22 protein-coding genes are annotated in these 23,099 nt (G+C 66.0%); 14 read left to right on the top strand and 8 right to left on the bottom strand.

The window, feature by feature from the left end; all coding sequences use genetic code 11:
• Nucleotides 1-21 precede the first annotated feature (21 nt).
• The 3 genes from FE256_RS05105 to FE256_RS18355 all read right to left on the bottom strand — a co-directional run bounded on the left by FE256_RS05105 (nucleotide 22) and on the right by FE256_RS18355 (nucleotide 2,219).
• Nucleotides 22-852 carry an alpha/beta fold hydrolase gene (locus FE256_RS05105; RefSeq protein ID WP_289508574.1) on the bottom strand — a complete coding sequence of 277 codons (831 nt, stop codon included), beginning with the start codon at nucleotides 850-852 and terminating at the stop codon, nucleotides 22-24.
• Between the two features lie 80 nt (nucleotides 853-932).
• A complete protein-coding gene (locus FE256_RS05100; protein ID WP_005050723.1) occupies nucleotides 933-1,646 on the bottom strand; it encodes an alpha/beta fold hydrolase in 714 nt (237 codons plus the stop codon).
• 420 nt (nucleotides 1,647-2,066) lie between these two features.
• Entirely contained in the window at nucleotides 2,067-2,219 is a 153-nt protein-coding gene (locus FE256_RS18355; protein WP_212743478.1) for a LysE family transporter, read from the bottom strand.
• A 988-nt stretch (nucleotides 2,220-3,207) separates the two neighbouring features.
• Here FE256_RS18355 and FE256_RS18105 point away from each other — a divergent pair.
• The 7 genes from FE256_RS18105 to FE256_RS05065 all read left to right on the top strand — a co-directional run bounded on the left by FE256_RS18105 (nucleotide 3,208) and on the right by FE256_RS05065 (nucleotide 8,440).
• Nucleotides 3,208-3,732: a sigma-70 family RNA polymerase sigma factor gene (locus FE256_RS18105; RefSeq protein ID WP_171024212.1), complete on the top strand. Its 525-nt coding sequence runs from the start codon at nucleotides 3,208-3,210 to the stop codon at nucleotides 3,730-3,732.
• The gene (locus tag FE256_RS05085) at nucleotides 3,729-4,385 is read left to right on the top strand and encodes a hypothetical protein (protein WP_138173423.1); all 657 of its coding nucleotides are present in this window, start codon (nucleotides 3,729-3,731) and stop codon (nucleotides 4,383-4,385) included. The genes FE256_RS18105 and FE256_RS05085 overlap by 4 nt, the downstream gene beginning before the upstream one ends.
• Nucleotides 4,375-5,382 (top strand): ImmA/IrrE family metallo-endopeptidase, encoded by a 1,008-nt coding sequence (locus FE256_RS05080; protein WP_138173421.1) that lies wholly within the window; start codon nucleotides 4,375-4,377, stop codon nucleotides 5,380-5,382. Before FE256_RS05085 ends, FE256_RS05080 begins: the two co-directional genes overlap by 11 nt.
• Before the next feature lie 77 nt (nucleotides 5,383-5,459).
• Nucleotides 5,460-5,618, top strand: a complete 159-nt coding sequence (locus tag FE256_RS18100; RefSeq protein ID WP_171024211.1) for a hypothetical protein — start codon at nucleotides 5,460-5,462, stop codon at nucleotides 5,616-5,618.
• A 51-nt stretch (nucleotides 5,619-5,669) separates the two neighbouring features.
• Nucleotides 5,670-6,866, top strand: coding sequence for an SAVED domain-containing protein (locus FE256_RS05075; protein WP_171024210.1), 1,197 nt, complete (start codon nucleotides 5,670-5,672; stop codon nucleotides 6,864-6,866).
• Complete coding sequence (locus tag FE256_RS05070; RefSeq protein WP_138173417.1) at nucleotides 6,863-8,209, top strand: SMODS domain-containing nucleotidyltransferase; 1,347 nt, start codon at nucleotides 6,863-6,865, stop codon at nucleotides 8,207-8,209. Before FE256_RS05075 ends, FE256_RS05070 begins: the two co-directional genes overlap by 4 nt.
• Before the next feature lie 15 nt (nucleotides 8,210-8,224).
• Nucleotides 8,225-8,440: a Wadjet anti-phage system protein JetD domain-containing protein gene (locus tag FE256_RS05065; protein WP_138173415.1), complete on the top strand. Its 216-nt coding sequence runs from the start codon at nucleotides 8,225-8,227 to the stop codon at nucleotides 8,438-8,440.
• Nucleotides 8,441-8,589: 149 nt separating this feature from the next.
• Here the strand turns inward: FE256_RS05065 and FE256_RS05060 are convergent, their stop codons facing one another.
• From FE256_RS05060 to FE256_RS05040, 4 genes are all read right to left on the bottom strand, one after another.
• Nucleotides 8,590-9,858 (bottom strand): Shedu immune nuclease family protein, encoded by a 1,269-nt coding sequence (locus FE256_RS05060; RefSeq protein ID WP_171024209.1) that lies wholly within the window; start codon nucleotides 9,856-9,858, stop codon nucleotides 8,590-8,592.
• A 190-nt stretch (nucleotides 9,859-10,048) separates the two neighbouring features.
• Entirely contained in the window at nucleotides 10,049-10,390 is a 342-nt protein-coding gene (locus FE256_RS05055) for a hypothetical protein (protein ID WP_138173411.1), read from the bottom strand.
• Entirely contained in the window at nucleotides 10,387-11,562 is a 1,176-nt protein-coding gene (locus FE256_RS05050) for a TRAFAC clade GTPase domain-containing protein (protein ID WP_138173409.1), read from the bottom strand. The genes FE256_RS05055 and FE256_RS05050 overlap by 4 nt, the downstream gene beginning before the upstream one ends.
• A 786-nt stretch (nucleotides 11,563-12,348) precedes the next feature.
• Nucleotides 12,349-13,596 carry an ROK family transcriptional regulator gene (locus FE256_RS05040; RefSeq protein ID WP_138173407.1) on the bottom strand — a complete coding sequence of 416 codons (1,248 nt, stop codon included), beginning with the start codon at nucleotides 13,594-13,596 and terminating at the stop codon, nucleotides 12,349-12,351.
• A gap of 159 nt (nucleotides 13,597-13,755) precedes the next feature.
• Between FE256_RS05040 and FE256_RS05035 the strand changes: the two genes are divergently transcribed.
• The 7 genes from FE256_RS05035 to FE256_RS05005 are packed head-to-tail and all read left to right on the top strand — an operon-like array spanning nucleotide 13,756 to nucleotide 22,384.
• Nucleotides 13,756-15,093, top strand: coding sequence for an amidase family protein (locus FE256_RS05035; protein WP_138173405.1), 1,338 nt, complete (start codon nucleotides 13,756-13,758; stop codon nucleotides 15,091-15,093).
• 49 nt (nucleotides 15,094-15,142) lie between these two features.
• Nucleotides 15,143-16,660 carry an ABC transporter substrate-binding protein gene (locus FE256_RS05030; protein ID WP_171024208.1) on the top strand — a complete coding sequence of 506 codons (1,518 nt, stop codon included), beginning with the start codon at nucleotides 15,143-15,145 and terminating at the stop codon, nucleotides 16,658-16,660.
• Between the two features lie 59 nt (nucleotides 16,661-16,719).
• Complete coding sequence (locus FE256_RS05025; protein ID WP_138173401.1) at nucleotides 16,720-17,655, top strand: ABC transporter permease; 936 nt, start codon at nucleotides 16,720-16,722, stop codon at nucleotides 17,653-17,655.
• Between the two features lie 4 nt (nucleotides 17,656-17,659).
• Entirely contained in the window at nucleotides 17,660-19,396 is a 1,737-nt protein-coding gene (locus FE256_RS05020; protein ID WP_138173399.1) for a dipeptide/oligopeptide/nickel ABC transporter permease/ATP-binding protein, read from the top strand.
• Nucleotides 19,393-20,247 carry an ATP-binding cassette domain-containing protein gene (locus FE256_RS05015; RefSeq protein ID WP_138173397.1) on the top strand — a complete coding sequence of 285 codons (855 nt, stop codon included), beginning with the start codon at nucleotides 19,393-19,395 and terminating at the stop codon, nucleotides 20,245-20,247. The genes FE256_RS05020 and FE256_RS05015 overlap by 4 nt, the downstream gene beginning before the upstream one ends.
• Nucleotides 20,244-21,140, top strand: a complete 897-nt coding sequence (locus FE256_RS05010) for a nitrilase-related carbon-nitrogen hydrolase (protein ID WP_138173395.1) — start codon at nucleotides 20,244-20,246, stop codon at nucleotides 21,138-21,140. The genes FE256_RS05015 and FE256_RS05010 overlap by 4 nt, the downstream gene beginning before the upstream one ends.
• Nucleotides 21,137-22,384, top strand: a complete 1,248-nt coding sequence (locus FE256_RS05005) for an MFS transporter (RefSeq protein ID WP_138173393.1) — start codon at nucleotides 21,137-21,139, stop codon at nucleotides 22,382-22,384. Before FE256_RS05010 ends, FE256_RS05005 begins: the two co-directional genes overlap by 4 nt.
• 26 nt (nucleotides 22,385-22,410) lie before the next feature.
• Here FE256_RS05005 and FE256_RS05000 read toward each other — a convergent pair whose 3' ends face one another.
• Nucleotides 22,411-23,004: a TetR/AcrR family transcriptional regulator gene (locus tag FE256_RS05000; protein WP_212743477.1), complete on the bottom strand. Its 594-nt coding sequence runs from the start codon at nucleotides 23,002-23,004 to the stop codon at nucleotides 22,411-22,413.
• Nucleotides 23,005-23,099 lie beyond the last annotated feature (95 nt).

The raw sequence follows: 23,099 nt of genomic DNA, 5'->3' as shown, positions 1-23,099 counted from the left end.
TCGCGATCAACTGCACCATCCTCACCGCCGCGGGCGTACATTTGGACCGAGCCACTCCGTCACCAGGTTGAGCACCGCATCGCTGTTCGACTCCTGCATCAGCATGTGGCCGTTGCCAGCCACGTTCGCTGCCGTCAACGCGACGAACCTGACATCGCCGCCCCGCTCGGCGAGCCAGTCTGCAGTCGCGCGGTCCGACTCGATCGGATGATCGGTGTCGTGGGTACCGACCATCACGAGGGTCGGTAGGCCGTCCAACTCCCTGTCGCCGATGTGGACCTGCGCACCGCGGACGTTCTGCCGCTCGAGGAGGAGCCCGGCTGGGATTGGCACCAGCTGTGAACGGAGCTCGTCCAGGTGACCGGGTGGGAACTGCTCGCTCGCACCGACCAGCTTCGCCTCGATGAACTCTGGTCCGGGATGCCACCAGCCGCGACGGGGAAGCCTCCAGGTGAGCGGGCGTCCCTGGACGACGATGTGATCGGCGTCCTCTTCCAGCACGGCGGGCTCGGGCTGGATATCCCCGGGGGGAGCGGGCGCCAGCGCGACTAGGGCGATCAGTGAATCCCGATGGTGGAAAGCGACCCGATAGCCGAAAGCGGCGGACATGGAGTGGACCACGAGGACAACCGGGCCGCCGAGCGCAGCGATTAGCTCCACGATCGCGCCGGCGACCGCCGCCCCATCCAGCGGCGTGTCGGGGTCCCATGCGCCGCCAGCCGACAACCCAGGCCACGTCATCACGACCGCGCGGTATCCGGCCTCGGCGAGACGGGGCGCCCACCCGGGTCGCCCGCCGATCGCTCGACTCCAGCCATCGGGGCCCACCCCCCCGCCGTGAACGAGCAGCACCGTCGCACGGGCGGGGCCGCCGGGCAGCCATTCGGCGTAAGCGACGGTCCCAGCGGAAGTCGCGAAAGAGCGAAACGTCGTCACGACATGACGGAGACGATGGCTGCTGCCAGTTCCACAGGGCGCGTCAACATTGCCTGGTGGCTCCCCGGCGAGCTCGCGGTCGTGGGGTTCGTGAGCCGGTCTGCTGATGCGCGGTACAACTCCTGCGGCACAGCCCGATCCTCTTGCAGGAAGATGTAGCCGCTCGGCACGTCACCGGTGCCGGCCGTCCGAAGACGGATCGGCTCGTCGAGCCAACCGCCAGGCGACGGCACCAGACGAGGCTCGACCTGCGCGTGAAGCTCCTCCGATCCGTCCTGCAAGAAAGCCGTCATGAATAGCTGCGGCGGGATCGGCACGCTCTGGTCGGGCGAGGACGCGGCTGTGCCACGGGCGAAATTCGCCAACTCGGCGGGGAGGATCGCATTGATCGACTCGCCGTCGGCGAGTACCCACGCGTCGATGAAGATCGCCTGCTCCACCTGCTCCGGCATCGCCTCAGCTACGAGTTGGATGAGCGGGCCGCCGCCACTGTGGCCGACTACGACGAACCGGTCCCACCCCTTGTCGGCGATCCGGCCGATGAGATTGTCCGCCATGGTCGAGAGCGTGACACCTGCACGGTCGTCGTTGTCACCGTGACCCTGCAAGGTTGGGGCCCATACCTCGTGGCCTGCCTTCGTGAGCTCAGCGACAACGCCGTCCCACGCCCAACCACCCTGCCAACCTCCATGAACCAAGACGATGCGCATTCTGGAACTCCTTTGTTCACCGACGGCGGGTTCCGTCGGATGGAATCCCACTCTACCTAGCAGAATCTGTGCAGAACAACAGTCCTGTTCAATCCCTTCAGAAAGGGTCATTCGTACTCGTCGAGCTTCCGGAGGACGGTCTATCTGAGCGGCGTCTCACGGAGGTCCTGCAGCATGATCGCCCGGTTCAGGGGCGAGATGCATTGCGGGACCTCTCTGGCCAGCGTGACCGCCACTGCGCCGAGCGGGGTGCCGGATCCATGTGAGTCGCGTCGACACGAATCCGGAGATTGTGCCGGCGCCCAGCACGATGAGGGAGTTGACGATCATCCTGACGATGATCTGAACTCCGCCGAGAACGAATCCCTGAGCGGTCGTGTTTCCCTGCCCGTGATCTATGAACTGCGGGATGATCGCGAGTTACATGACAGCGGCCTTGGGGTTGAGCAGGTTGGTGACGAGCCCCATCCGGAACAGCTTCGACCGGGAGTCGCGCGCGTGGGATTGTGTCTCGAATAGCCCGTTGCCGCCGGGGCGCAGGGTTGCGGACGCCAGCCACGCGAGATAGAGCACTCCAGCGGCTGTCCCGGTCCAGCTCACCTTGACAGGGCTCTCAGGGGTGAGTGCTCGACCGGACGATCCCCCGCGGACTCGCCATGGAGCCACGGCCAAGGAATGCGGAGATCGAGGACGCCGGTCGCGCTGAGCAACACCGGGATGAGGAGAAGAGTGAGCCGCCCCGTCGGCGATCGCCCTCGCCTCTGAACGGCGCGGCTGCTCACTCGTTAACACACTCTAGGTCGATCTGCCTGCCGCAAGCGGGCATCTGAGTTGAGTCGGACCAACTGTAGGAAAATGCCATTTCGCGTGGAATCCTGGCCCTGAAACCGTTGCCAACTACCGTGGAATCGCGAGGGGTTCATGCCATCTCGAGCGGGAACCCACAGTTCTGTGCGATTTAGTTGTAGGGGTTTTTCTGAGATATCCATTTCGCGGATGAAATGTCCACGCGATGTCGATATGGGCACTTCGGTAATTGAGGTATGCGTGGGTGTACCCCCATGCCGAGACAGCGTCGACCGCAGGTAGCGGACGAGCGCTTCGCCCTCGGGTCAGTTGGCGAGGATGGGCCTCGTCCCTAGGGACTCATCGAGGAGGGCGCTCGCGTGCGCCTTCAGGGCACAGTCAACGGGCGTCGAGATGGACAGACTTAACGCGCACCGCTCTTCGACGCCGCTCTTACTGCACGTCAATCAGCTCCTTCTGCACGCTGGGCGACCGGCTCGCCCGCACTCGGCGGCTGGCTGCCCCGCGGGTGGCGCATGCTCCGCCCGAAGGTCACGACACTGACATAGCGCGTGCCGAGTCAAGCCACGATTGCGAGGAGGTCCGGGCCGTGGCTCACGGCTGGCGCGACGCCAGCTGTGTGTCGCGCGTGCAGAAGGGCGAACTCCGACAGAATCGGCGTGAGTGCTGCTTACATCTCGGGAGCCTGTCCCGACTACACCGTGGAGAGAACATTCGATGGTTGATTCGGTTTGCTCGGGGACGTAAGGCGCTCGTGGACATCGGACCGCTGTATCTGCAGCACAAGGACACGCTTCACCGCGTGGCCGCGTCAGTTCTGCGTGAAGTCGGCCTGCAGGACGAGAAGGAAGACGTCGTACTCGAAGCGATCCTGTCAGTGATGAAGTCCCCGCCAACCGATGAGATCCGCAACTGGGAGGCGTTCCTCGTGCGGGTTGTGAAGAACAAGGCCTACGACCGCATCCGCGCCGCCGACGTTGGGCACTTTGGTCGTGCGCTCGACATGGAACAGGACGACCACGCCAACCCCGGCGAGGACGCTGTCGCCGACACTGATGAAAAGCTAGACCAGGCTCGCGTCGGAGCACATGTGTGGGACAGCATGGCCGTACTCAATGAACGCGAACGACAGGTCGTCCGAGAGATCATTCAGAAGCAGAGGTCCCAGGGTGAAGTGGCAGATGAGCTCGGCGTGAGCCGCCCGCGCGTGAACCAGATATTGAAGGCGGCGTTGCTGAAGCTTCGCGAAGAGCTTGTACGGAAAGGAGTGACCAGATGAACGAAGAAGAGTTTGACCGACTCCTCACCGAACTGGTCGCCCGGCCGGACGAACGAACCACACTGCTACGCAAATCGCGTGCGAGCGCCGAGGAGGCGGCGCACCTTGACGCGTTGGTGTTCACCGCTGACGCGGCGTGGCTCGCAACGCAGGGGGCACCGCCACTGGATGAGGACCCGGTTGCTGCCATGCTCGGGCTTGTCCCGGATCGAGAGTGCTCTTTGGACCCGCGATCATTCACACGAGCCCGGCAACACGCTCGGATCGCCCCCAGCGCGCTCGCTCAGCGGCTGAAGTTGCGCGGCTGGGACCCTTCGACAGCCGATGTCGTTCGATGGCAGAACGCAGCCGCTGACGTTCCCCCGGCGCTCGTGCAGGCAATCGCCGATGAGTTGGCGGTCGCCGTCGACGCGCTCATTCAACCGCCGGACGCCGCGACAGATCGCTTCGAAGCAATTCGGAGGGCGCCGGCATTCGAGGACATCGTTGCGCGTTGGGCTCGGGTCAGGCACATCGCTCTTGCGGTAGCGCGGGCGGAACTCGATAGCCGAATGGCCGCGACGGTCTACCGTGGACAACTGCCGGACACTGACCAGGTCCTCAGTGCGCTGGACACCCTCGTACGTTCGGTCGAAGGCGCACGTGAATATTGACGACTGCGTTCGTCTCGCCGTAGAGGCGCTACCGGCTGACGTCCGGGCCGGGTTTCCTAGCGCCCCCCTCGCAACCCTCACATCCCAGCTTGACCTCGTGGTCGAACCCGCCGCTGACCTCAGCCAATCGCGCGAGGATGGCGGATTTTGCGACGGAATGTCCTTCTTGGACGACGGGGTAGTGCTATACCGTCCCACGGGTAACCGGCGAGAGAACTTCACGCTTGCTCACGAGCTTGGACACTGGGCGGTCGCTCGACTGGATCCGGTGCTGGACTGGCTTGCCGACAACGACAACGACGGCAGAGTGCTCGAGACGATCTGCGACCGATTCGCGAGAGAGTTGCTGCTTCCGGCGCAGATCGCCGCGGAGCTCATCGGGTCCGGTCCGGTTCGCGCGCATCACATACTCGACCTCTACGACGCGACCCATGCCAGCCACCCAGTATGCATGATTGCCGTCGCAGAACAACTGCGCGGCATGGGCGCCATTGCCCTCATCGACAGGCTCACCGGGGAGGTCACAGACGCCAGCGTCCGCCCCGATCCGGAAAGGGGATGGCCTGAGGTCATCCCCTGGCGCGGCCAGCGCCTCCCCGAAGGGCACCATCTCCTTGAGCTTCCGGAGAAGGCGACTCGCACCGAGCGGATCAGGTGGCGCGGACGGTGGAGCGAGGATGACTTCTACGTAGATGTCGTAGTCACACGCCAGAAGATCGTGTGCGTCTTCGCGGACACCGACCTATGGACCCCCGGGACTGCCGCGCCGTTCATCGACCGCGCCTTCGACACTCGACTCCAACTGCGGGGCTACTGCTGCGGCACGGACTTCCAGGTGCGGGGCTATGCCTGCCCAACATGTGGGAAGCCCTACTGTCCGAAGTGCGGGCTCTGCAGATGCGAACGGGCCGCCGTACTCGACGAACTTTGCACGGAGTGCGGTTTGCTGTACCGCCCCGCCCTCCTCTCGGACGGCATCTGCGTCGACTGCCGCTGATGGCGCTTACACCTGACGGTGCTGCCTCGACTACATGGTGGAGGCACCCACAAGCCGCCTCCGGAGGAGGTGAGAGCGTGGCGAAGAACACCGGACGCGGTCATCGCAACGGCGCCGTGCGCGGCCGGAGCGAGTTCCAGCACAACGGCACCTGGTTCAAGCGGGATACCGCCACAGGTCGCATCATGAACGGCAGCCCAGATCAGCACAAGGGCGTACGCAACGAGAAGAACTAACCGGAGCGGCCGCGAACCTGCGGTCGCTCCCTCATGAGAGAGCAGCGCACGATGACGACACAGTCGACGAAGGAACTCATCGAGGTCCCGGAACGCGACACCGCGGTGCTTCGGAAGGACGTACCGGAGAGCACACGGCTGCGCCTTTGGGCCAAAGCGGCGGGGCGGTGCGTGCTCTGCTCCACCTACCTCTTGGACGCCACCGATTGGTCATGGCACGCGATCCCTAACGGGCAGATCGCACACATCGTCGGAGCACGATCGGGTAAGGAGTCCCCTCGAGGCGGTTCTGCGCTGGCCGCTGACGAGCGCGCGTTTGAAGAGAATCTGATGTTGCTGTGCTACTCGTGCCACAAGAGAGTCGACGACAAGGCGTACCGTGACCAGTACACGGTTGAGTTCCTGACCACCAAGAAGCTGCTCCATGAGAAGCGGGTGCGGGAGGTCACCGACTTCGCAACGCTGCGGCGTACATCCGTCGTGACGGTGAGTGCCGACGTCCGCGGGACGAGAGCACCGATATCGCTTCCTCAGGTTGCGGAGGCACTACGTCACGATGGCTACACGGGCATGGGGGAAGATACGCGCAACGGGGCCTTCACCATCCACCTCCCTGGGAACGACGACGACGGATGGGCGTGGGACGCCCATCGAACGGAGATCGACCGGTTCACGGCCCGAATCGCGGAGGCGGTGGCTGCCGGCGACGTAGAGTCGCTCAGCGTCTTCGCTCTGGCCCCTATCCCGTCGCTCGTCTATCTCGGGTCCAAGCTCGACGACAAGACCGAGACGCGGCTCTTCGCGCGGAAGCGCACAGATGACGTGACCGCCTGGGCGTGGAGTGACGGAGACGGTAATGTCCCAGCGTTCGAGACCGTCATGAGTGCCGGCGACTCGAACGAGGCAGCAGTGCTCGTCGAGCTGAGCGCACCTGTGAAGGAAGAGCGTCTCCCAGGCCACCTGAGGAATCTCCCCAGGGTCACCATCACGCCGAAGGACCAGCCGCCGCGTCCGGACCTGCTGGGCAGCCGCTCGGCCCAGGAGTCGTTCGCGCTCGCGTGGAGGGACGCGCTCGCGCGTATCGAGAGCGACCTTCCGGGCGTGCGTGTCCTGCACCTGGTCGCCGCCGCACCCGCGCCGGCGGCCATCACGATGGGTCGGCATCGGATGCGCGCGGCGCAGCCGAACATCGTCGTCTACCAGCTCCGAGACGACGCATACAAGGCGGCGATAGAGGTCGGCGAATGACCGCGCGCATCAAGGAGTTCAATCTCTTCCTCCGCGACCACGTCAACCTCAACCAGACTCGTCTCGACCTCCTCCACACCCGGACGTCCTCACTGGACACGGCGCTGGAGGAGAGCACCCTGCTCGAGGACAAGCTCGACGGAAGTCTCATCCCGCAGGGCTCGTTCGCTCACGGCACCATCATCAAGCCGCTCTCCGGCAACGACTTCGACGCCGACGTCCTCCTGCCGATGGTCGAGCAGGTGGACTGGGAACCGAAGAAGTACACCGTCGAACTCAAGAACGCGCTCGACGCAGTGCCGCGCTACGCCGACAAGACCGTACTTGGCAAACGATGCGTGACGATCCAGTTCGCAAACAGCTTCCACATCGACGTCGTACCGTTCGTGGAGCGCACCGACGGCAAGACGTACATCACTCACCGCACGAAGAACGAGTTCCTACGTCAGGACCCGACGGAGTTCACCCGCTGGCTCAAACAGCAGAACAGCACGACTAACGGCCACCTCATTCGCGTCATTCGCCTTGCAAAGTGGCTTCGCGACCGCAGTTCCATCGACTGTCCCTCCGTTGTGCTCGGTGCGTTGCTGGCCGAGCGGGTGAAGAGCTTCGCAGGAGTCGATGACTACGGTAACGTCGCGACGACCTTCACTGCCCTGCTCGAAGACCTCCGCGACTACCTCGACGTGCACCCCGCTCCGCCGTGGGTGGATGACCGCATCGGCCAGAACCTCGCGGACCGTCTCACTCAGACAGGGTTCGACAACCTCAAGAGCCAATTGAAGCGGTGGGCGCGGCTCGCTCGCGAAGCCCTCGACGCTGAAGCATCTGACAGCGTCGAGAAGTGGCAGAAGCTGTTCGGGGACTCGTTCGGTGCGAGCACGACGTCGTCTCTCGCCCTGGCTGCCTCAGCCGCTCTGCCCACGTACGAGCATCAGATGGCTCCCGGAGAGAAGACGCTGACCGAACAGTACGGCTTCCCGGAGCAGCGGGATCCCACGTCGACGTTTCGAATCGTCGGGAAGATGTCGCCGACGAAGAAGGGCAGGGGACGTTTCCGTCCACTGGCAACGAATGGAAACCTCGTCCCCATCGGCCGGGCCCTCGAGTTCCAGATCGCGGACTGCACGGTGGACGGCCCCTACGACGTGTACTGGAAGGTGCGCAACGCCGGGCCCGAGGCTGCCAACAGGAAGGCCTTCCGTGGCGAGATCCTCAAGCGCGGCGAACTCATCCGCGAGACCAGCGACTTCCCCGGCGCTCACTGGGTGCAGGCGTGGATCGTGAAGGACGGAGTCGCCGTCGCAACCGCCACGCAGGACGTCATCATCATGTCACGCTGACCCGAGGCAGCGCTCGTGTGCCGACGTTGCGGCGGCGCGAACAACCACCTCGCGAACAACGACCCGACCGAGCGTGGTGAGGCGTCGGATCCGACGCTCACGCCCGAGGAGTTGCGCACGATCGAAGAGCTCGTGAGCGGTGGGGGACCCCTTCGGCTTGAGCAAGAGCGGATCCCGTGGGTCGCCGCAGAGGCTGCCCTGGGCCAGAGCTGGGACATCGCAGTTAGCTGATGTGCGGGCGGTGATCTGGCTCCAATCGGGTGAGGCTCCGTGACTGTGCGCCGGAGAAGTGTCTAGTACGAGCAAGGCCTATCTCAACGGAACTCGTTGTTGCACCGCCCGCAGGTGGGAGCAAGGGATCTCGCCGATCAAGTGGGCGGCTAGTTCGGCTCGGCGCCGGGACCGGTCGCGGACGGTTCGTCAGTTAGCAGGTCACGTAGAAGCCTCAGGCTGGCGAGGACCTCGTCGAAGGTGACAATGCTTACGGCGCGAGAGTTACCTCGGAACAGCTCAAGGGACTTCGTCTTGTCTGGCTGATCGGCCGGTGGCAGCCTTCCGGCGATGACGAAGCAACCGATTGAGTACGCCTCGAGGTCGTACTGGCGGGAGTCGCTCTTGACGTTGGCGAAGTGCAGCTTGAGTTGGTGTGCCTGGTCTAGAACCTGAGTCACGGCTTGCGAGAGTTCGGATGTGATGCCGTAGACGCCGTCACGGTAGGCGGTCGATTTCACGATCTTGGTAGTCGGGGTCTTGATCTCGACGAGCGCCACATTGGCGGTGAGCGGATTCTTGAACAGGTAGTCGGCGATCTTGTTGCCGGAGCCGTCAAGCTTCGTTCCGCCGACGGACGCCTTTGACGCGACGCTAACCAGAGGTGAGCCGAACACCTGCTGGAGAGCGAACGCATTTGACGCGAAGAACTGCTGCCAGTGCTCCTCACCGTGTTTCTTCTCGAGGTCGGCTTCGAATCGTTCGATGAGTCGGTCCAGATTCACAAGCTCTAGGTCGTGCTGGAGGGCGACCACGGTATCCGGTGCAACCTCAGCAGCTACCCGAGCCTGCGCCTGCATCGCTGACAGAAGCTCGACCTGGTCATCTTCGGTCAGCGCTTCTTCGCCGTTCGCTGCTCGAGTTAGCAGCTTCGACATGGTGAGCCGACCGAGCTTCGGCCGGGACTGCTCGAGTCCGAGGGCGTCCGCGAGGTAGTTATTCACGCAGGAGTCCTTCACGCGACTCGCTGCGAGGTTTCCGCGATTGTTGATCCGGACTATCTCCGACCAGAGTTCTTCCCATGCGGCTTGCCCCACGCGGAACACGTCGTCGTCGACCTTGATGCCTGACCCGGGTACGATCCTCAGCTCCGAGCACTCGCTGTGGTCTTCGATCAGCCGCACCAGCCGGTTGTTGTCCTTCAGTAGTCCCAGACCGTACTGAGGATCCTTCACGAAACCAGGTGGGAGTGATTCGAGAAACTCGTCAACGTGAAAGGTGTCTGGTCCAAAAAGGACGGGCTCACCCTCCTCCTCGAACGGGTTCTCCACCGCCCCTGCTTCCGAATGAGCGAACGTGATCCGTAGAAGCTTCGGATACTTCGACTGGAAGAAGCGTTCGCTGCCCGCGAGCGTATTGAGGGGTGCGATCGTGATCATGCCGTCCTCGAGCGATCGCTCCAGTAGGACATGTCGCTTCGAGGTCTCGATGTGCTCCGTCGGTGAGACCCGAGTCCTTCGCGCCGGGAAGGCGACGTACTGGAGCTGACCCAAAGCGCCTGTAGTCGTCTCTAGCCGGAGGCTCGGGTCTGCGCTGTTCCCAAAGCGGGCCATGTGATCTCCAATCTGGTCAGTGACTCTTCGTGGGGTCCGGTCCGTCCCAAATGCGTTTGAAGGTCCCATCCACTTCGGGCCATAGCTCGCGTATTGCGTCGTCGACCGAGGAAATCGCGTTGGACGTCGGTGAGAACACGACGAATTCGTGCGGGATAACACGTCCCGCGGAGTCGCGTCTGTTCAGCGGGTCGGGGAAGCGTGCGACCACGACGTCGCCGTCCCTCCTAAATGCGGGCATCGCATTCTCGACACCGGCGAAACGGCGGAGGTACTCCGCCCGCGGATCGGCGAGGCCGGCATCGAACAAGAACCTAAACCCCCACGTGCGGCCGCGCGTTGCCCAGATGAACGTCACTTACTACTCCGCAGAAAGACCTCGTCGGCTTCGGCTTCATCGAGTTTCAGCTGGAATCCCGTGAGGGTGCTCCGCAGGTTCTCGTGCTTGGAGACCGCGTCCCGGTTCGCCGCTGTGAGCTTGTCGCCGCCCATCTTCGCAAGATCTTCAATCGCAGAGCCGAAGTGAGTCAGGATGAGACCGAGGGAGGACAGAAGCTTGTTGTCTTTGCCTGCAAGCTTCGTGGCCAGGGTCCCGAGCCCTCCGAGCGCGGCGGCCATCGAGACCCCTCCCGCGACAAGGTGCTCGTAGACCTTGCCCCGCTCCGTCATCCCCTTTGCCCACTTGACGTGACGCTCAAACGGCAACATGGCCGCGAGTGGAAGGATGAGATCGAGCCCCACACGCTCCGTGACTTCGATCTTGCCGGGCTCGAACTTTGCGGACGAGAGCAGGATGAAGTCCTCGCCCACTGACAATGCTTCGGGCGCCTCGATGAAGCTCGCAAGCGTGCTCTCGAGTTCGTTGAGTTCATGGGTGGCCTTCTCGATCACGAGGTCGCGAAAATCGATCACGCCCATGCCGGGGAGCAGGTCGCACTTCGAGAGGGCCAGCACCCAGATTCTGGGGAACTCGACGAACTTCTTGCCTCCCTCGAGCAAATCGTCTCTCATCAGGCGGAGACCGTTGCTCACGTTGGCGAGGAGCGACTTCAAGTACCGCTCCTCCTCTCCAGCGTTGTCGACGAGCCGTTGCCCATCTACGAGGAGAAGAGCGACATCCGATCGAAGGAGCCGCCGGAAGGTGGCTACCCGCGCATCTGCCTCGGGTCCCTCGAGATCCTGAGCGAACCACTCGCCGGGGTAGTCATGCCAGACGATCTGCACTGCGTCGAATGGTCGACGCTTCTCGTCGTTCCCCTGCGGAGATTCCTTTGCCCTAACCGTGAAGGCATAGGTTTCCGAGTCGAAGCGGGTAGTGAGTGGGACGGTCGCGGATCCGCGCATGCCGAGGTACGCCTGGTACAGCGAGCGACCCTGGGACTGCTTGTCCGCGACCACCTCGTAAGGGTGCTCGGCCTTGTACGACTGTTGTTGTGTCGCGCCATAGAACGATGAGACCAGGACGGTCTTGCCGCTGCCGCTCTCTCCAAAGACAGCGATCTGCTGCTCGATCTTCCGGTTCTTCGCCATATGTGAAACCTACCGAGCCTGGCGTGGCCTCAGAACGAACCTCAAGATGAACAAATCGCTTGCGACTTGCTGCCGCCGACCGTGGACATTTCATATCGTCGCGCCCCGGAACCGTCGCACCAGCACAGTCAAGTCTGAGCGGTCCGACAGTTCCTCGACTGATCCGGGTGAATCGTGAAGCCCATCCTGACCCCCGGCGGCATCACGAACGACAGCAATCGCGCCGCCCTCGTCGAACTCCTCGGTAAGACCATCGAGGAGTCCCGTGCGCTGGCGGTCCCGTCCGCGCAGTAGGAACACTCGATGTGCACGCCCGAGAGCGTGTGGCGAACTGTCGTGGGGCGCTGGGAAGGCGTCGCTCGCCTCGACCGACCTCGGGTCGACGTCGGTCGGGGTTCTCAAACTCACCGCGTTGCCCACCATTGGCCGAGAGCGTTAGGAGCCGTGGATGCGCGGAGCCGACGTCTTGCTGGTCGACGGGGCGAGTCGCTCTACCTCGCCCACTGGCTGCGCGGTCTGGCCTCACCCCCATCCCCCGTCATTGGGTGACACGGTTTGGGTCGGGGTGAGCGCGGGGACCAACTCGGAGGGTCACGTCGCGACGAACAACCAGAACGGGCAAATCACCGGCGAACGATTCTTCTACACACAGGGCTGATCGGTTCCACCGGGAACACACGATAGGGGCACTGAAGCGCCCTGGGTCGGTCGGAGCGGGCCGCGGCTGCTCGACGGGGTGGAGCTGAATCTCGAGCTCGTCGAGTGCACACTTCGTCACTACGGCCGTCAACGTGGCGAGACGATGGTCGCGGTCGGCGCACCCGCGGGATGAGGCGTCAGGGGGACCGGCATCCGCTGCCCCTGGCTCCGCGCACGATCACCGATCAGCGACGCGGCCCCGACTGCGGTAGAGATCGAGCCGAAGCGCGAGACCGACACCTGCAGTCCCTCCGCGATACCGGGGTGCACGGAGAGGGACAGCTCGCCCTCCAGGCCGGCGAGCAAGCCGGTGTCACCGTCCGCGAGATCCCCGCCGATGACGACGGTGGACGGCTGCAGAAGATTGATCGCCGCGCCCAGAGCGGGGGCGAGCTGGATGCCGATGTCATAGAAGAACCGTCGCGTGGCGGGCTCGCCGTCCTTCGCCTCGCGGACGAGGTCTTCGACGGAGAAGCGCGTGAGGTGCCCGCGACGCCGTTCGAGCTCTTCGCGCACCTGATAGTCGATCTCGGCGGCGATGCACCCACGCTGACCGCACGGGCAGCGCACCCCCTGGCCGCGGATGCTGATGTGCCCCAGCTGGCCGGCGATGCCCGAGGCGCCGCCGAACGGAACGCCGCCCACGAGGGTGCACATCCCGGTGCCCGAGGCGCCGACCTTGACGTAGATCGCGCAGCGCTCCACCCCCGTGCCCGCGAGCGCCGCCTCGCCCACGGCCGCCGCGACCGTCTCGTTCACCACGTCCACCGACAGTCCGAGCTCGAGTTCGAGGGAGAGCACCACGTCCTCGTCGAGCCACGTCGGCATCAACTCTCGCGCACCGTGGTGGTCGATGCGTCCGCCGTCGTGAACGAGGGTCGGCAGAACCAGCGCTGCCGCCGACGGGCCAGGTTCGACGCCCGCCGTCACCGCCTTCGCGAGGGCGATGAGCTCTCGCGCGGAAGCCGAGGCATCCGAACTCAAGGGCATCTCCGCGGACCTCGACGCCGTGACCTCGCCACCGGACGACACGAGCGCCGCTTCGACGCGTCGAGGCCGCACGATGAGGGCGAGGACACTCGCGCCTCCCACCTCGACCAGGGTGATGAGCCGCGGAGGTCGTCCGGGGCCCCCTTTCGTTCGTTCCCCCTGCTCCTCCACGGCAGCGCCGCTCATCACGAGCTGATCGACGACCGTGGCGATCCCGGCGCGTGAGAGTCCGAGGGCATCCGCCAGTTCACGTCGAGTGAGCGGACCGCTCCGCCGGATCAGATCGAGGGCGGCAGCGCGGTTGTACGACGCGAACGAGACGCTGCGATGGGAGAGATCGGTCATGGACGCCACGATACGTTAATCCGTCCGGTTCGGTACTTTTGACGACAAAATTGCAGAGATCCTTCCTGTAAACGTCGGCATGTTTCCGTGACGTTGCACGTCCATTAAGTCTCGCTTCCGCAGGAAAGCGCGGCGTATTCGGCGTGGTCTACTGCTTTTGTGATCAACCCAACGCCTATTGCACCGCCGGTTTCGTCCTTCGGTGAGCAAAAATGGAACGCGGCCCGGAGTCGCATCCGCGCGTTCGACGGCGGCCACAACGGGCTGAACGCGATCAGTTCCCTGGCGCCCCGACCGGCCACCCATCCCGAGGGGCCCCTGAGCGCGCTGACCGTCGCCGTCAAAGACAACATCGACGTCGTGGGACTTCCGACGACGACGGGATCTCTCGCTCTCGAGGGCGCCGAGCCTGTGCGGAACGCCGACGTCGTCGACGCGCTCCGTGACGCGGGGGCCCTGCTCGTCGCCAAGACCACCCAGCTCGAACTGTCCGGCTGGGTGACGTTCGCCGCGCCGGCGGGCTACAGCGCACTCGGTGGCCGCCCGCTCAACCCCCACAACCCACGACTGTCGACGGGCGGCTCGAGCTCGGGTGCCGCCGTCGCGGTCGCGGCAGGGTACGTCGATGTCGCCATCGGCACTGATACCGGCGGATCCATCCTCAATCCGGCGGGCCTGAACGGTGTCTTCGGCCTCCGCCCTACGGTGGGCCGGGTCAGCGTCCGCGGAGTCGTTCCGATCTCACCGCGTCAGGACACCCCGGGACCCATGTCGCTCTCGTCGCGGCACCTGGCGGCCACGATGTCGGCGATCGTGCACGAGCGCGCGGACGAGTTCCATTCCCGCCTCGACGACCGCCGCATGGAGTCGTTGACGGTCGGAATCCCGATGCTCGCGGGGGTCTCCGGCGAGGACCTCGCCCACTGGCGCGAGCGGCTCGCACACCTACGGGCCGCCGGTGCCGCCCTCGTCCCTTTGCTCGAGGACCTCCCCTGGCGAGGGCACGGCGACCTCACCGTGCCCACCTACGACTTCCGCGAGAACATCGACCCCTACCTCGCCGGCGTACGGGCACCGACCGGCGTCGACGATTTCGATTCGCTCGTCGCCCACTACCTCGCCGACCCGACGGCCCGGATGCCGTACGGCGCGGACAATCTGCTCCGCTCGGCGAAGGTCGACTTGGAGCGCGACCGATCCCATCGCGACGACGTCTGGCAGCTCGAGCGATCCGGCACGCGTCGCACCCTCGAGCGGATCCACGAGCGGTTCTCGGTCGATGTCGTGCTGTTCCCCGGCGGCGGTGCGGCCTACTTCAGCTCGAAGTCGGGGTATCCCGCCCTCACGATCCCGGGCGCCGTCGGCGCCGACGGACTCATGCACTTCACCACCGCACTGGCGACGCAGCCGGATGCGGAGCAGATGCTTCTCGATCTCGCCTACGGACTCGAGAAGAACCTCGGTGCACCGGCATCCGCCCCCTTGCCCGAGGTATGACCCGCCCCTCTCCGTTCTCTTTGCAATCCCCGACACGATAGGAAATCGCGTGCGAAGAACTCTCCTCTCCGCCCTCGCCGTCGTCATGACCGGCGCATTGTTGGCCGGCTGCTCCGGCTCCACCGCCACCGGCTCCGCCGAGGGCGCAACAGACGAACTGGGCATCGCCGTCATCGGACCGCTGACGACGTACGACCCGATCCTCTCCGACTCCGGCGTCGCGCCGTGGATGCTGCAGCCGGTCTACGACCAGTTGATCCGCTACACGGTCGACGGCGGCTTCGAACCCAACCTCGCCACGTCGTGGGAGCGTCCGTCCGACCTCGAGTTCGTCATGACGCTGCGTGAGGGCGTCACGTTCAGCGACGGCACCCCGTTCAACGCAGAAGCCGTCAAGGAGAACCTCGACCGCGTCGCCACCGCCGCGGGACCCGACGCCAGCCTCTTCTCGAAGGTCGCGTCGGTCACCGTCGTCGACGACTCGACCGTGTCGCTCGCCCTCTCCTCGCCCGACCCCTCCCTCGAGCTGACGCTCTCGAAGAACCTGGGCATGATGGCCAGCCCCGCCGCGATCGACGGCGGGACCCTGGCGACCGCGCCAGTCGGCACCGGGCCGTACACCCTCGATGCCGCCGACTCGCTCACCGGCGATCACTGGACCTTCGTCCGCAACCCGGACTACTGGGGCGGTGCCGACGCATTCCCGTACGACGAGCTGCGATTCAAGAAGTACGCGGATGCCAACGCGGTGCTCAATGCCGTGCGAGCGGGCGAAGTTCAGATCGCCTACGGTGCCGCCGACACGGCCGACGCGGCGAAGTCGGCGGGTCTGAACGTCATCACGGCGGAGACGAACACCGTCGGCATCGTTCTCTCCGACCGCGACGGCACCATGCTTCCCGCGCTCGGCGACGTCCGTGTACGGCAGGCGCTGAACTTCGCGATCGACCGCGAGGCGATCCTGAACACCGTCGCGCTCGGCTACGGGACGGTGACCGACCAGTGGTTCGGGCCCCAGACCGCCGGCTACGACGAAGCCCTCGAGGGCACGTACACGTATGACCCCGACCGGGCGCGGAAGCTCCTCGCCGAGGCGGGGTACCCGAATGGGTTCGAGATGGCGATCACGATCCCGCCGATCCACACCGCTCTCATCCAGGCGATTCAGGGCTACTTCGCCCAGGTCGGAGTGACCGTCACGATCAACGACTCCCAAGCGAACTTCTTCCCCGACGTTCAGAAGGGCGTGACCCCGGCGTACACGCTCCAGAACGCCCAGCTCGACCTCTTCTCGCTCGCGCCGAACATCCTCTTCCCCGGTGGGCTCCAGAACCCCTTCAAGTCGGAGAGCACCGAGATCAGCGACCTCTACGCGCAGATCGCGACGGCGACGCCCGAGGACGCCGCCGAGAAGTGGCAGAAGATCAACGGCATCCTGACCGAAGAAGCCTGGTTCGTGCCGATCTACAACGGCTACACGATCGCCTACGCCGACCCCCGTGTGAACGTCGAGATCTGGCCGGGGATGAGCACCCCGTGGATCTACTCGTTCGCTCCCACGTCCTGACGACCGGGTGGTGAGCGGAGCGCCCTCCGCTCACCACCCCTTCCTCGAAAGGAGGCACGATGCTCGCTGTGATCGGGCGACGGATCGCCCTCGCCCTCCCCATCCTCTTCGTCGTTTCGCTCCTCACCTTCCTCCTGGTGCCTTTTCTCCCCGGTGACCCCGCCACGGCGATCCTGGGCGAGTCCGCGTCCGCGGAGCAGATCGCCGCCCTGCGCTCGCAGCTGGGCCTGGACCTGCCGATCGGGGAAAGGTACGCGCAGTGGCTCGGGTCCGCCCTCACCGGCGACCTCGGGCAGAGCTACTTCTCGTCGCAGCCCGTCGCGGACGTCGTCGCGGGTCGCATCGGCGTGACGCTGTCGCTCGCGTGCGCCGCCACCGTGTTGACCGTCCTCGTCGGCGTCTCCCTGGGGGCGGCGGCCGCCGTGCGAGGTGGGGCACTGGATCGCGTCGCGCAGGTCGTGGTGACCCTGGGCATGTCGGTGCCGGGCTTCTGGCTCGGTCTCGTCATCGTGATCGTGTTCGCCATCTGGCTGCGCGTCCTTCCTCCGTCGGGCTACACCGACCTGTTCGACGACCCGGGCAAATGGGCGCGGTACATCATCCTTCCCGCCGTCGCGCTGGCGGCCGGAGCGACCGCCGCGGTCGCACTGCAGACCCGGGCGGCGATGCTCGGCCTCATGAACCAGGAGTTCGTGCGCACGCTGAGGGCGAAGGGGATCAGCCCCCGCTCGATCGTGTGGGGTCATCTCCTCCGCAACGCGGCCGGACCGATCATCGCCGTCGTCGGCCTGCAATTCATCACGATGCTCGGCAACGTCGTCGTGATCGAGCAGGTCTTCGGACTCCCCGGGCTCGGCAGCCTCATCTTCGAGGCCGTCAACCGTCTCGACCTCCCGCTCATGCAGGCGCTCGTGCTCGTCATGGCTCTTCTCGTGATCGTCGTGAACCTCATCAGCGACGTCATCGTCGCCTGGCTCAACCCGAAAGTGCGGTGACCTCATGGCATCCTCCTCCGCTTCCCGTCGCCCCCGCCTTCCGCGTCCGACGTTCGGTCTCGCGCTGGCGGCCCTCTGGCTGATCGTGATCGTCGTCGGGTGCTTCGGTGCGCCGCTCTTCACGGGACACGATCCCATCCAGCAGGACCTCTCCAGCGCCATGCAGCTTCCCTCGCTGGTGCATCCTCTCGGCACGGATGCGCTCGGCCGCGACGTCCTCTCTCGTCTGCTCTACGGCGGCCGGGTGAGCCTCTTGAGCGCCACGGAGGCGGTTCTGGTGGCCGCGACGATCGGCGTATCACTCGGGCTGATCGCCGGATACTCCAGCCGCGCGGTCGACACGGTGATCTCCCGCGTCTTCGACGTGGTGCAGAGCGTGCCTGTGATCGTGCTGCTTCTCGCGATCCTGGCGATGACCGGTCGCAACATCTACAGCGCGATGGCCGTGTTCGGACTCATCACCAGCCCGGTCTTCTACCGACTGTCGCGGGATGCCGCGAGGTCAGCCAGCGCCGAGGCTTACGTCGACGCCGCCCGCGTCTCGGGCCTGCCGGAACATCGCATCCTCTTGCGGCACGTGGCACCGAACATCGTCACGCCGGTTCTCGTACAGGCCAGCGTGATCCTGGGTATCGCCATGCTGACCGAGTCGGGACTGAACTTCCTCGGGCTCGGGACGCCACCGCCCGCGCCCAGCTGGGGCGGACTCGTCAGTGACGCGAGCGCCGCCATCAACCGCCAGCCGTGGCTCATGGTCCCCTCGGGACTCGTCATCGTCTTCACGGTGCTCTCGTTCGCCGTCATCGGCGACCACCTGCGTTCGCGGCTCCGCGGAGCACAGGTCTCCGGCGCGCCGTGGCGGCCCACCCTGCGGAAGCGACCGCTCCGCATCACGGAGTCGGGCGAGGCCGACGGCGTCCTCGACGTGCGAGACCTGACCGTTCGCGTCGCGACCGACGGCGGGGCCACGATCCTCCACGGGGTCGATCTCTCCGTCCGAGCCGGTGAACGCGTGGCTCTGGTCGGGGAATCCGGCAGCGGCAAGACCATGACCGCGATGGCGATCCTCGGGCTCATCCCTCGCGGCGTCGAGGTGGACGGCGGGAGCATCCGATTCGAGGGGCAGCAACTGCTCGGACGAACCGATGCGCAGCTCAACCGGATCCGCGGGACTCGTCTGGCCTACATCGGCCAAGAACCCATGGTCGCGCTGGACCCCGTCCGCACCGTCTACAGCCAGATCAGTGAGGTCCTCGAGACGCACCGCATCGTGCCGCGCCCTCAGGTTCGCGCGCGGGTGATGGAGCTCCTGACGAAGGTCAATCTGCGGGATGCCGCGGGCGTCGCCGCGTCGTACCCGCATCAGCTGTCCGGTGGCATGGCCCAGCGCGTGTGCATCGCCATGGCCCTCGCCGGCGAACCCACGCTTCTGATCGCCGATGAGCCGACGACCGCGCTCGATGTCACGGTGCAGGCGGAGATCCTGCTGCTCCTGCGCTCGCTCACCGAGAGCACCGGGATGGCGCTGGTCCTCGTGACGCACGACTTCGGGGTCGTCGCCGACATCGCCGATCGCGCCGTCGTGATGCGCAACGGGTCTGTCGTCGAGGAGGCGCCGGTCGAAGAGCTCTTCGCCTCGCCGACGCACCCGTACACGCGGGCCCTTCTGGCGGCGAACCCCTACGGACGTGTCCCGCTCACCGCGCTGCCCACCTTGAACGCCCTGATGGAGTCGCGATGAACGACAAGACGGTCCTCCTCGACATCCAGGAACTCGACGTGACCTACCGGCGGCGGGGACTGCGCACCCGCCTCCACCGCGCGGTCAGCGGCGTGAACCTCTCGATCGCCCGCGGCAAGACCCTGGGGTTGGTCGGCGAGTCCGGATCGGGAAAATCCACCATCGGCCGCGCGGTCGTCGGTCTCGTCCGTCCGGCCCGGGGCCGCATCCTCTTCGAAGGGAACGATCTCGCCGGAACCGCGAAGCGAGCCCGTCGGGAGATGAGTTCTCGCATCCAGATGATCTTCCAGGACCCGTACAGCTCCCTCAACCCGACGAAGACGATCGAGGAGTCGCTTCGCGAGCCGCTGGAGTTCCACCAGCGGCTGTCGTCCGTGGACGCGGGGGCGAAGGTCCGGGGCCTTCTCGATCACGTCGGCCTTCCCACGGATGCCGCCCGGCGCCTCCCACGGGACTTCTCCGGCGGGCAGCGGCAGAGGATCGCGATCGCGCGGGCCCTCGCGGTCGACCCCGAGCTGATCGTCTGCGACGAGCCCACGAGCGCGCTGGATCTCTCGACACAGGCGACCGTGCTGAACCTGCTCCTCGACCTTCAGCGGGAACTCGGGCTCACGTACCTCTTCATCTCCCACGATCTCGCCGTGGTGCGGCACATGGCCCACGATGTCGCCGTGCTCGAGGCCGGCCGCATCGTCGAATCCGGTCCGGCGGATGCCGTGACCGCCCAGCCGACGCAGGAATACACCCAGCGCCTGATCATGGCATCCCCTGTCCCCGACCCCATCCGCCAACGCGAACGCAGGACGGAATTCCGCCTCCTCGACGCGGCTTCGAAAGGAAACACCCCATGAGCGAACGTCGATTCACCGTCGCGGCCGTACAGAGCGAGCCCGTGTGGTTCGATCTCGAGGCGACGACGCAGAAAACGCTGACACTGATCGCGGAGGCGGCCGCCGCCGGCGCCGACCTGATCGCGTTCCCCGAGGTGTGGCTCCCGGGCTACCCGGTGTTCCTCTGGCTCGGGACGGACGAGTGGCAGGCGGACCAGCGGGAGCACTACATCGCCAACTCGGCGGTGCACGGCGGGCCCGAGCACGTTCGCATCGCGGATGCCGCGGCCGAGCACGGCATCCAGGTCGTCCTCGGTCTGAGCGAACGCGATGACGCCGGCCGCATCTACATGGCGCAGTGGATCATCGACGAGACCGGCGCGACGGTTCTCGCGCGCCGCAAGCTCAAGCCGTCGTCGGTCGAGGGTTCGTTCTTCGCCCCGGGCGACCCCGAGACCAACCTCGTCGTCACGGACACGAGTATCGGAACGATCGGCGCGCTGAACTGCTCGGAGCACAAGCGACCGATGCTCCGTCATGTGATGTACGGGCTGGGTGAGGAGATCCACGTGGCCGCGTGGCCCGCGTTCGGGCTGGTCCCCGAGGTCGTCACGATGGGCGCCAAGGTGAACATGGGGGCGACGAGCTTCTACGCAGCCGAAGGCGGCATGTTCGTCGTCGCGCCGACGCAGGTGATCGGCGAGGAGTTCGCGCAGCGGTACTCGGACACGCCGGAACGGGCCGGCAAGATCAGCGTCGGCGGTGGAGCCACGCACATCTTCGGCCCCGACGGCCAGGATGTCGTCGAGCCTCTCGCGCACGACCACGACGGCATCCTCGTCGCCGAGATCGACCTGTCGCGCGTACGCCGGATCTTCGACGCGGATCCGCTCGCGGCTCTGCCCCTTCCGTGACGCAGGGCACGTACGGCGAGGAGTCTGCCGGTCGCGGGCTCCTCGCCACCCTGGCGCGCATGTTCTCGTCTTTCGCCGACCTGAGATTCCGCCGGTACGCGCTCGGAGCGCAGTTCGCCTACACGGGAAGCTGGATGATCCAGCTCTCGCAGTCCCTGCTCATCCTCGAGCTCTCCGGCGGGAGCGGCGCGCTGCTGGGACTCACGCTCGCAATCCAGTCGCTCCCGTTGTTGCTGTTCGGGCCGTGGACGGGAGTGCTGGCCGACCGCATCGGCCCCCGACGGGTGCTGATGGTCGGCGAACTGGTGATGATGACCGTAGCCACGACGCAAGCGGTCTTCATCGCCCTCGGCCTCGCCTCGATCACCTCGGTGCTCGTCCTCGCCGCTCTCTTCGGCCTCGGTTCTCTCATGGAGCAGACGATGCGATCGGCCGTCGTCGTCGACCTCGTGTCCACGGGTCGGATCGCGAACGCCGTCAGCCTCAACGCCCTCTTCCTCCAGCTGGGTCGCTTCGTCGGCCCCGCCGTCGGGGGCGTGCTGGTGGCGTCAACGGGGTTCGTTCTGCCGTTTGCGGTGGGGGCCGCGCTGTTCGGGGGATTCGCCATCGTCCTCGCGACGCTGGGAGGGCCGCGCCACGCGGTCGTGGCATCCGTGTCGAGGGGGCTCGGGCCCGCGCTCGCGTTCATCAAACGCGACCCGGTCCTCCCCGAGGTGCTCGTCATCGCCGCCGTGGGGGGACTCGTCGGGCCGAACTTCGTCACCTTCGCGACGCTGATCCTCACGGAGGATTTCGATGCCGGCCCCGAGCAGGTGGGGCTGGCCGCGACGGCCCTCGCGGTCGGCACGATCGCGGGCGCCCTCGTCGCCGCCTGGCGCAACAGCACGTCCGTCGTCCTGGTGCGATGGGGGGCCGTGGGAGTGGGGGTGCTCGCGATCCTCGCGCTGGCCAGCCCGAACATCGCGGTCTACATGGGCACCCTCGTCGCGGCCGGGTTCGCCGCGATGATGCTGGTCACGCAATCCGGCAGCACGGTCCAGGCGCGCGCGACCGCGGAGCTCCGTGGGCGGGTGTCCGCGGTGTTCTCGGTCTTCCTCCTCATCGGCATCCCCGTCGGCGCGCCGGTCTTCGGGGTGCTCGCGGACTCGCTCGATCCCCGCTCGGCCTCGGCCGTCCTCGGGGCCACGGTTCTCGTCTGCGTGCTCTTCGCCTGGCTGACGCTGGGAAGGGCACGTCGGTCCTGACCGGCCCGCCCGGCGACGCGCCCCAATCAGGTGCGACTGTCCGTCGCGGGAGATGGCGTCGAACGGGAGATGCCGTCGAACGCGAGGTCGAGCAGACGGGTCGCGAACGCCTCGGGATCGGTGTGGTTCCGGGCCTCGAGCGAGATCGCGTTGACGAGCGACAGCAGGTCGTACGCGCCGACGTCGCGGCGGATCGCGCCGGCGCTCGCCGCGGCATCCCGCAGGGTGGTGGCCGCCCCCAGCAGCAGGATCTCGCACGTGTGCATGTCGGGGTCGGCGTCGACCCCGGCGGACAGGTCGAGAGTGTCGGCGAGGCCGCGCGTGCTCGCGCTGTAGGCCGCGAGCTCCGACAGCCAGGTGCGCAGGGCGCTTCCGGCATCGCGTTCCTGCGCCAGGTCGGACGCGCGGGAGGCCAGCGCCGCAATACCGTCGGCGAAGACGGCCTGCAGCAGCAGATTGCGGGTGGGGAAGTGGCGGTGCAGGGTCGCCGATCCGACGCCCGCGCGCTTCGCGATGTCTTCGAGGGATGCCGTCGCCCCCCGTGATCCGACTTCTTCCACCGCCGCCTGGACGATCGCGTCGTAGTTGCGGCGGGCATCTGCGCGGAGGGGCCTGGCCATGGCATCCATTCTTTGACAAGTGGGGGGTGACCCCATATTGTGAAACGGAGCCACCCCCCACTTTACGTCCGCTGCCGGACGGATGCCAGCCAGGA

The sequence above is a fragment of the Microbacterium sp. 5K110 genome, assembly GCF_005774735.1.
Classification (GTDB): Bacteria; Actinomycetota; Actinomycetes; order Actinomycetales; family Microbacteriaceae; genus Microbacterium.
Note: the sequence above shows the minus strand (reverse complement) of the source record. Positions and strands in the feature narration are given on the sequence as shown.

What these genes read in the sequence shown, in the direction of transcription:
- FE256_RS05100 (WP_005050723.1), bottom strand. Translation starts at nt 1,646, where the DNA reads ATGCGCATCGTCTTGGTTCATGGAGGTTGGCAGGGTGGTTGGGCGTGG.
- FE256_RS05085 (WP_138173423.1), top strand. Translation starts at nt 3,729, where the DNA reads ATGAACGAAGAAGAGTTTGACCGACTCCTCACCGAACTGGTCGCCCGG.
- FE256_RS05025 (WP_138173401.1), top strand. Translation starts at nt 16,720, where the DNA reads ATGCTCGCTGTGATCGGGCGACGGATCGCCCTCGCCCTCCCCATCCTC.
- FE256_RS05060 (WP_171024209.1), bottom strand. Translation starts at nt 9,858, where the DNA reads ATGATCACGATCGCACCCCTCAATACGCTCGCGGGCAGCGAACGCTTC.
- FE256_RS05015 (WP_138173397.1), top strand. Translation starts at nt 19,393, where the DNA reads ATGAACGACAAGACGGTCCTCCTCGACATCCAGGAACTCGACGTGACC.
- FE256_RS05070 (WP_138173417.1), top strand. Translation starts at nt 6,863, where the DNA reads ATGACCGCGCGCATCAAGGAGTTCAATCTCTTCCTCCGCGACCACGTC.
- FE256_RS05000 (WP_212743477.1), bottom strand. Translation starts at nt 23,004, where the DNA reads ATGGCCAGGCCCCTCCGCGCAGATGCCCGCCGCAACTACGACGCGATC.
- FE256_RS05075 (WP_171024210.1), top strand. Translation starts at nt 5,670, where the DNA reads ATGACGACACAGTCGACGAAGGAACTCATCGAGGTCCCGGAACGCGAC.
- FE256_RS05010 (WP_138173395.1), top strand. Translation starts at nt 20,244, where the DNA reads ATGAGCGAACGTCGATTCACCGTCGCGGCCGTACAGAGCGAGCCCGTG.
- FE256_RS05040 (WP_138173407.1), bottom strand. Translation starts at nt 13,596, where the DNA reads ATGACCGATCTCTCCCATCGCAGCGTCTCGTTCGCGTCGTACAACCGC.
- FE256_RS05020 (WP_138173399.1), top strand. Translation starts at nt 17,660, where the DNA reads ATGGCATCCTCCTCCGCTTCCCGTCGCCCCCGCCTTCCGCGTCCGACG.
- FE256_RS05050 (WP_138173409.1), bottom strand. Translation starts at nt 11,562, where the DNA reads ATGGCGAAGAACCGGAAGATCGAGCAGCAGATCGCTGTCTTTGGAGAG.